This is a genomic window from Aestuariivirga sp. (genome assembly GCF_041738905.1).
Classification (GTDB): domain Bacteria; phylum Pseudomonadota; class Alphaproteobacteria; order Rhizobiales; family Aestuariivirgaceae; genus Aestuariivirga.
On record NZ_JBGSOZ010000077.1, the window covers coordinates 47,278 to 55,946 of the forward strand.

At 62.0% G+C, this 8,669-nt stretch carries 6 protein-coding genes and 1 pseudogene; 5 read left to right on the top strand and 2 right to left on the bottom strand.

What is annotated here, in order from left to right; genetic code table 11:
- Positions 1-120: 120 nt before the first annotated feature.
- Positions 121-342, bottom strand: coding sequence for a SlyX family protein (locus ACEW8Q_RS06500; RefSeq protein WP_373503241.1), 222 nt, complete (start codon positions 340-342; stop codon positions 121-123).
- A gap of 356 nt (positions 343-698) precedes the next feature.
- Between ACEW8Q_RS06500 and ACEW8Q_RS06505 the strand changes: the two genes are divergently transcribed.
- From ACEW8Q_RS06505 to ACEW8Q_RS06525, 5 genes and pseudogenes are all read left to right on the top strand, one after another.
- A complete protein-coding gene (locus tag ACEW8Q_RS06505; RefSeq protein WP_373503246.1) occupies positions 699-998 on the top strand; it encodes a hypothetical protein in 300 nt (99 codons plus the stop codon).
- The gene (locus tag ACEW8Q_RS06510) at positions 998-1,441 is read left to right on the top strand and encodes a type II toxin-antitoxin system VapC family toxin (protein ID WP_373503242.1); all 444 of its coding nucleotides are present in this window, start codon (positions 998-1,000) and stop codon (positions 1,439-1,441) included. The genes ACEW8Q_RS06505 and ACEW8Q_RS06510 overlap by 1 nt, the downstream gene beginning before the upstream one ends.
- Positions 1,442-1,482: 41 nt before the next feature.
- Positions 1,483-2,352, top strand: a complete 870-nt coding sequence (locus ACEW8Q_RS06515) for a 3'-5' exonuclease (protein ID WP_373503243.1) — start codon at positions 1,483-1,485, stop codon at positions 2,350-2,352.
- Between the two features lie 78 nt (positions 2,353-2,430).
- Positions 2,431-4,788, top strand: a pseudogene (locus tag ACEW8Q_RS06520) (UvrD-helicase domain-containing protein); the annotation flags it as partial.
- Positions 4,789-4,811: 23 nt separating this feature from the next.
- Positions 4,812-8,153: a DEAD/DEAH box helicase gene (locus tag ACEW8Q_RS06525; RefSeq protein ID WP_373503244.1), complete on the top strand. Its 3,342-nt coding sequence runs from the start codon at positions 4,812-4,814 to the stop codon at positions 8,151-8,153.
- Here the strand turns inward: ACEW8Q_RS06525 and ACEW8Q_RS06530 are convergent.
- Positions 8,150-8,527, bottom strand: a complete 378-nt coding sequence (locus ACEW8Q_RS06530) for a hypothetical protein (RefSeq protein ID WP_373503245.1) — start codon at positions 8,525-8,527, stop codon at positions 8,150-8,152. The genes ACEW8Q_RS06525 and ACEW8Q_RS06530 overlap by 4 nt on opposite strands.
- Between the last annotated feature and the right edge of the window lie 142 nt (positions 8,528-8,669).

The following is an 8,669-nucleotide window of genomic DNA, read 5'->3' on the forward strand; positions in this document are numbered from 1 at the left end:
GCCCGGCAGCAGCCGGGCGATGTTTGGGAATACGAGGTCATTGCGACCTTGCGAAAACCAATATGAACTTGCGTGGTCAGGAGGTCAAGACTGGTTCGTCAGGCCCCACCGTCCACCACATCAATAGTGCGGCGGTGGCGGCTCGGATCCGTCGCTTCGCAGGGGCCCCGCAGAATCGAACTCCTCCCGCAACTCGCCCAGGCGGCGCTCGAGAGCGTCAACCTTCTGCCATTGCGCGATCACCATCTCGTTGAGATCGGCGATCACCCTGTCCTGCTGGGCAATGCGCTGCTCCAGTTCGGCAATGCGGTCGCTCTGCTCCGCGCCTGACATGCCGCTCATTCCCACTCGATTGTTTAAACAACATATAACCAATTGAAATTACTCGTAAATTTCTTTTGTCGGCGAGAAAATTCCGACACCGAGGCCGTCAAAAAGTTACGCTGTTGATTTTAAAGGAAAAATCGCCGGAAAAATATTTTTGAGGTGTCGCCAACTATCGGAGCCAGTCGGACGATTTTTGCACCTCGCGGCGCCCGGCGGCGTACTCGACTCGCGTCGAAAAGTACCGTCACGAGCACCATAACACGCTCAAAGGGTCGATGCCATCTGGTAGCAGGTATGCCCCGCACCGGCTGCTGCGCCTTGCTGAAACTCGATTTTCCGGATATATTACTGGAAATAAGCTGGAGTTTACCGTGGGCAGCTCGCAAAAGCGCGCCATCCAGAACTATCGATCTCGCCTTAGCGAACGCGGTCTGGCGCGCTTCGAGGTGCTTGGTCGCGAGACGGACCGCGATCTCATCCGGTCATTGGCGCGCCGCCTAGCAGAGGACGGCCCAGAGGCCTCGCGCCTCCGCGCTGCTGTTAGCCAAACCATCGCCGGTGAGCCACCCAAGAAGGGTGGCGTCCTGGCTGCACTCCGACGCTCTCCATTGGTCGGCGCGGATCTCGATCTGACCCGCGCCCGCGAGGAAGGACGTAAAGTTCAGATTTGATGCGCTACCTGCTCGACACCAACATCATCAGCAACATCGCAAAGCCGGCCCCTTCGGAGTCCCTGCTCGCCTGGATGAGTGAGCAAAATGACGAAGACCTTTTCATTGCCTCGCTGACGGTCGCCGAGATCCGCAGAGGGGTCCTTGAGACGTCGGCCGGTAAGAGGCGCGATCAGCTTGACGCCTGGTTCTCCGGGCCGGAGGGACCGCAGGTGCTGTTCGCCGGCCGTGTATTGCCGTTCGACGAAAAGGCCGGACTTGTCTGGGCTCGGCTGATGGCGGACGGGAAGACAAAGGGCCGCCCCAGAAGCGCGCTCGACACCACCATCGCTGCTGTCGCGGAAGTGAACGACTGCGTCATCGTCACTGACAACGACACGGATTTCGAAGACGTCAAAACCATCAACCCCTTGCGAACATCCAGTGCGTCATGGCCTCGATAGGCGCCTTGCAACCCATCCGAACGCCGGCCGAGCTCCACGCGATGGCGGTCGCCCTTGAGGCCAGTGGGGAATACAAAGTTCTGCGAAAGCTAAGACCACGAGCAACCATTCGACCGCCCGATGGGTCCCCGACTCGAAGGGGCTTATTTGTCGACGTCGAGACCACCGGCCTTGATGCCGCGCGCGACGAGATCATCGAACTTGCCATGGTGCCGTTCACTTATGGGCTCGACGGACGGATCTTCGAGATCCAACCGCCCTTCCACGGGTTTCGAGAGCCAGCCGTCCCCGTCCCAGCGGAGATCACGGCCCTAACTGGGATCACCAATGAAATGCTGGCGGGCAAGTCGATCAACCCCGCCGAGGTCGCGGCATTCGCAACAGACTCTGCCCTGGTCGTTGCGCACAATGCCGGGTTTGACCGCCGCTTCCTGGAAAGGCTGAGCGACACATTTTTAGCGCTGCCCTGGGCTTGCTCGATGACCCAGATTGATTGGGCCGCTGAGGGCTATGAAGGAACAAAGCTAGCCTACCTCGCAGGAGCGGCAGGTTTCTTTTACGACCGTCATCGCGCAACGAACGATTGCGTGGCGGCGATCGAACTCCTCGCTGCTCCACTCCCCCGTTCCGGCGCTCCGGCTATGGCCCAATTGCTCGAACGTGCTCGTCGGCCAAGTTGGCGAGTATGGGCTGAGAACTCACCGTTCGATATGAAGGAAGTGCTGAAAGCGCGCGGCTATCGCTGGAACGCTGATGGGAAACCCAGCCCGAAAGCCTGGTACATCGAGCTTGAAGACGACAAGCTCGAACCCGAACTGGCCTTCCTGAAGGCGGAAATTTATCAGCGAGAGCTTGATCTCCGCGTCCACCGGCTAACAGCTTACAACCGATTTACTGACAGGCGCGACTAGACGCCGTGGGCGACCGCGGGGGGCGGGACAATAATGCACATTTCAAGGGTCCAGATAGTCAACTACCGCAACTTTTCGCGGGCCGATAAGCGCTCGGCGGCGCTGCTCGATTTCGACGATCTTATCTTTGCCGCGCGCGATCTGCTGCGCGATCACGACGATGTTCGCCGTGCTCTGGCGGCGCGTTTTTCGCAAGTTCTGGTCGACGAGTTCCAGGACACCGATCCGCTACAGACCGAGATCTTCTGGCGCCTTTGTGGAGAGCCGCCCGCCGAGGGCGCAACGCAGGATTGGTCCACCTTCCACATTCGACCCGGTGCGCTGTTTCTGGTCGGTGATCCCAAGCAGGCGATCTATCGCTTTCGCGGCGCGGATGTCAGCGCCTACGTTCGGGCGCGCGATGCTTTCATCGCCCAGGATGCCGACAGCGTCCTGTCGATTTCGACCAACTTCCGCTCCTGCGCGCCGATTCTCACCTATGTGAATGAGCGCTTCGAGGCGTTGCTCTCGAGCGAAGGGCAGCCCGGGTTCACCGCGCTTGACGCCTTCCATCCCGATCGTGGCGAGGCGCTCTGCGTCGCGGCCCTGGACGTCGCGGTCGCCGACGAGAACGGCAAGGCGTCGGCCGAACAACAACGCGACGCCGAAGCGGAGGCCGTCGCCGGGATGTGCGCGCGCCTGATCGGCAGCGAGATGATCCTTGATCGCCGCTCGGGCGCCAGTCGCGCCTGTCGGCCGGGGGACATCGCCTTGCTTGCTCCGACGGGAAGCGACCTGTGGCGCTATGAAGAAGCGCTTGAGCGGCACGGCATTCCTGTGGCCACTCAGGCCGGCAAAGGTCTGTTTCGCCGACAGGAGATTCAAGACCTGATCGCCCTGACGCGCGTGCTCGCCGATCGCCGCGACACGCTCGCCCTGGGCGCGCTCCTGCGCGGCCCGCTGGTCGGGCTCACGGAAGAAGACTTGCTGGACATCATCTGGGCGCTACCGCGCGCCGAGGATGATCCCGAAAAGCTGCCGCGCCTCGACCTCGGCGTGGATGCCAGCGGTATTACCCACCCGCTGGCGCGATCGACGATCGAGAAGCTCCAGGCCCTATATCGCCGGACCAACAGCACCACGCCGCACGACCTCCTTTCCCAGGCGGTTGATGTGATGCGGGTTCGTCCGATCCTGCTTGAACGCCATCGGGGGCAGGCCGAACGAGCTCTGGCCAATGTCGACCTGTATCTCAGCCTGACGGCTGCGTTCGCCGTCCGAGGCCTTCGGGCGTTTGCCGAAACCATGACCGCGGCCTGGACGGATGAGGCGCGCGCCGTCGAAGGCCGCCCCGACGCCCAGGAAGAAGCCATCGCCCTTTACACGATGCACGCCGCTAAGGGCCTCGAATGGCCAATCGTCGTGCCGGTCAATACGATGACGGGGATCATGGCGCCCGAAAGCGCCGTGACCGATAGAGACAGCGACACCTTCTATTGTCCCGTCTTCGGGGTGAAACCTGCGGGCTACGACGAGGCGCGCGATGCGGAAAAGGAGGAGCTCGACCGCGAACGCATTCGGCTCTGGTATGTCGCCGCGACGCGCGCCCGCGAGCTTCTTGTTCTGCCCCGACTCGACGCTGCGCCCTCGAAGGCCGCCTGGATCGCGCTTCTCGACTTGTCGCTCGCCGATCTTCCGGCGCTGGACCTCTCGCATCTCCCGCCGGAGATGGGGGCCGCCGAGCCTACAGAAGGCAACAGCCAGACCCGCGATAGCTTTGCGGCGGAGGCCGCTGCCATCGCCGACCGTCATCGCCGGCTGATCTGGCTGGCGCCGAGCCGCGACGAAAGCACCAGCGGTCCCGTCCTGACCCCCGAGGCGGTGGAGATCTGGGCCGCGACCGATGGGAGCCAGCCCGATGACGAGGTGGCTCGGCCCAGCATTCAAGGCGGCCGTGAACGCGGTCTGATCCTGCACAAGCTACTCGAGGAAGTGTTGACCGGTGAGACACCGGATGATCTTGCCTCTCTGACCGATCGGGCGCGAATGCTGATCGTCGCGATCGGCAAGCCCGTGGCCGATGATCCTGCCAAGGGGCTTACGCCGAGCGAACTTGCGGGGTGCGTGACCCGCACCCTCGTCTTGCCCGAAATCGTCGAACTGCGCCCAACGCTGGCGCCCGAATTCCCGGTCTATGCCTCGACGGAAGTGGAAGATGTCGAACAGGCGACCGCCGGGATCACGGACGCCACCAGCTTCGGTCCCGATGGCAAGCCGCAGGTTGTCATCGACTGGAAAAGTGACGTCCAGCCGACCCCGGAGACCATCGACCACTACCGCGCGCAGGTGCGGAACTACCTGGACATGACCGGCACAGAACGAGGGCTGATCGTGCTGGTGTCGACAGGCGAGATCATCGCGGTGACGCCGTCGCCGATCGTTGCGGGCGCGGCCTAATCGCGGGCGCCGGGGGGAAGACGATGCTGATACGCACAACCACCAAGGCACCGGGACAGGATGACCTGTTCACCGAAGAGGTATCCTTGGTCCTCCCGGCCCGACTGGCCGTCGAAGGCAAGGTCTTGGGCAGCGCGACGCGGCAGCAGGCTGTGCCGGCAGCTCAAACTCTTTGTCGGCTAAGGCCTTTTACGGTTCGGCGTGTCGGCGGATTTGAGACAATACTGAAAAGCGGCGAGACGCTGAAAATCCTAAGTGCGAAGACGGCGACGAAGTTGGACGCTGACCTCGTCCTGCTCGTTCCCAACGCCCAGCACTCCAACGAGATTAGGGACGCTCTGGAGCGCGGTGAGGGCCGCTGGATCCGGCCCATACCACTCAATCCCGCTGCGTTGAGCGCACCGGAGATGGCGACCCGGCTCTCCAACGTTACCGCGTCCTGGGAAGACGCCTTTCACCTGCGTGAAGGCCGACCGGCCGCTGACGGCAAGCCGGCCGTTCCCGGGCTGAGGCGCCCCCAGATCGGCGCGCTCCACGCGGCCCTCGCACACGCGACGCGCTCCACTGAGCCGGCGACCATCGTGATGCCGACCGGAACGGGCAAGACAGAGACGATGCTGGCCTTGAACGCTCGCCAGCAGTTTGACCGATTGCTGGTCGTGGTGCCAACCGACGCCCTTCGCGAACAGATCGCCGGGAAATTCGAGACCTTTGGCGTCCTCAAGAGCCAAGCGTGCCTCGACGCATCAGCCGACTATCCCGTGGTGACCCGTCTCGCGCACATCCCCTCGTCTGTTGCCGAGGTCGATCAGATCTTCGATACGGCCAACGTCATCGTCACGACCATGCACATCGCCGGGCGCGCGGATCCGCAGGTTCAGGAGCAGATGGCCGCGCGAGCCGCAGCGCTGTTCATCGACGAGGCCCACCATATCGGCGCCCGGACATGGTCGGAATTTCGCAGCCTCTTCGTTGATCGCAATCCGCCGATCCCCATCGTCCAGTTCACCGCCACCACCTTTCGCGAGGACGGGCGGCGCGTGGATGGTGAATTCATCTACACCTATCCGCTGAAGAAGGCGCAGGAAGAAGGCTATTTCAAACCGATCCGGTTCGAAGCGGTCTTCGGCCTCGATCGTCCGGATGCCGACTTGGCGATCATCGACAAGCTCGGAGAAGTCCTCGCCGCCGATCTCGATGCCGGCCTCAACCATTTGGCCATGGCCCGCTGCAGCACGATCGAGCGCGCAAAACACCTGCATGGTCTCTACACCACAGCCTATCCGCAATATCGCCCGGTCATCGTCCATAGCCAGCAGGCGCTCAGGGAGCGGCGCGAAAACCTTTCGACGCTGCGAAGGTTCGAAAGCCGGATCATCATCTGTGTCGATATGCTCGGTGAAGGGTTCGACCTTCCCGAGTTGAAAATCGCGGCGCTGCACGACCACCACAAGAGTGTCGCCGTGACGATCCAGTTTGTTGGCCGCTTCACCCGCCAAGATCCGACTTTGGGGGATGCGACCGTCATCGCCAACACCGGCATTGACGACATCGATCGTTCGCTCGCCAAGCTCTATGCCGAAGACGCCGATTGGAACGCGCTGGTCGAGGCGCTGAGTTCGGCCAAGATCGAGCGTCAGGTCAGGCGCGCCGAGATCTTCAAGGGTTTCACCGGAGACCTCAACGACATCCCGCTGCAGACGCTCGAACCGAAGATGAACGCAGTCGTGTACCGGACGTCATGCGAGAGCTGGGACCCCTTTCAGGCCGAGGAGCTTTACGATCCGGGCTTCTACCTCGGTATGAAGTTCAATCCGCATCAGCGCGTGGCGATCTTCGTGACCCGGGCAGAGGAGCAGGCACGCTGGACGACGGCGCAGCAGGCCGTCAATGTGACCTGGGACCTGCACATGCTGCATTGGGACCAGACAAGCGGCCTGCTCTACATCAGCAGCTCGGCCAAGGGGCCCTTCGATCGGCTGGCCAGGGCCGTTTGCGGCGAAACGGCCCGCCGGGTCGAGGGTGAGGAGGTATTTCGTAGCCTCCACGGTTTCAAGCGCCTGATCCTGCGCAACCTCGGGCTCACGCACCATCAGGGTCGCGGTGTTCGCTACTCCATGTACATGGGCGTCGACGTCGCCGACGGACTCGATAGCGCCAAATCGCAATCACGGATCAAGAACAACGTCTTCGCCACAGGGTTCCTCGACGGCGCGCCGGCATCGCGAGGCTGTTCGGCCAAGGGCAAGTTCTGGTCGATCTCCAAAGTGCGGGATCTCACCGACTGGGTCGACTGGTGTCAGGATGTCGGCCGCGCCGTGAATGATCCGGGCATCACCACGGACGGGGTATTCAAGAGCGCGATGCGACCGCGCCAGATCAGTGACCGCCCCGCCGTCCCGCCCGTGGCGATTCATTGGCCTGAATCACTCCTGACCCAGATCGAAGACCGGATCGAGATCACCTTCGGCGACAAGCCCGTCATCTTCACGGAATGCGACATCGAACTGCTCGGCAATGCGCGGACAGGTCCGCTGCGCTTTGCAGTGCGCAGCGACGACCAGTCCGCCGAATTTGAGATTGTCTTCACGGACGGGGGCGCGCGCTATCCACAGCGCGGCGGACCAAAAGCGATCATCAAGGTTGGAAGCAAGATCCAGACGCTTTCGGAGTCCTTTGCAGACGAAGCGCCACAGATCGATTTCGGTGATGGCTCCCTGCTGATCTACAGCCATCTCTATGCTCTGCCCGAAGGCGAGACGGTCCAGCCCTATCCCCCTGAGAAAATTGAAGCGTGGGATTGGTCGAAAACCAACATCCGCGCCGAAGCGCAGGGCGTCGAGAAGCGCGCCGATTCCGTCCAGCGTCTTGTCATTGAAACTTTATTGGCAGACGCCGAGCCCTATGACGTCATTTTCGACGACGACGGCAAAGGTGAGATCGCCGACGTCGTTGCGTTGCGCATCACAGACAGCGCCGTGTCGGTGACGCTGTTCCACTGCAAATACTCAGGGACTGACACGCCCGGAACTCGCTTGAGCGACCTCTACGAAGTCTGCGGACAAGCCCAGAAGTCGGCAAGATGGCGCGATCGACCTAACCGGATGCTTCAGCACATGTTGAAGCGCGAACAGATGCGCCGCGACCGGGGGGCCAGCTCCCGCATCGAACGGGGATCGGCGGCCGCAATTAAGAAGCTGAAAGCCGGATGGCAAGACCATCGTTTCGAGTATGACGTTCGCATTGTGCAGCCCGGCCTTTCCCGCCAAGCCATCGGCGAAGAAGGATTGCATCTGCTTGCCGGCGTCGACACCTATCTGCTGGAAACGCGCGCGATGCGCCTGCGGATCATCGGCAGCGCTTAACTCTTCGCGTCAACGGACGGAGGCCTCCCGTCAACTGGCGACACCTGCCGGAGGCCCATCGCGGACAAATCAAGCACTAGTGGATGCAACAGCGTCCGGGTGGCAGCACCGCCGCGAGACAAGATTTCAAGGAAATCCTCTTGGTTGGGCTGCCCAAGTGCCAAGCGATAGATCATGCGCTGCTCCTTGAGCTGCGCGAAACGCGCGATGTCGCGCCCAAAGGGCCGTTCGAATACGTGGCGGGTGATTTCCGCCCCCTCCAACACCCACCAAGGCTGCATTCCGCTGACATCGCTATGGCTGTCTGCGAGCTTGGCGAGCCGTTTCCAAGGCGACCCATCCGCTTTGTCCGGATCGCTCCAGACATCGCTCATTAGACCGACATACACCGGATGGCCGGCCTATTTAGTTCGAGTTTTGCGCGAATTGGCAACTTTGGCAAGACCCAGCCTTGGCAAATTGCGTCACCGGTCCGCCAAAGCCGTGATGTCTGCCCGTTACTGCCCGAACACTTCG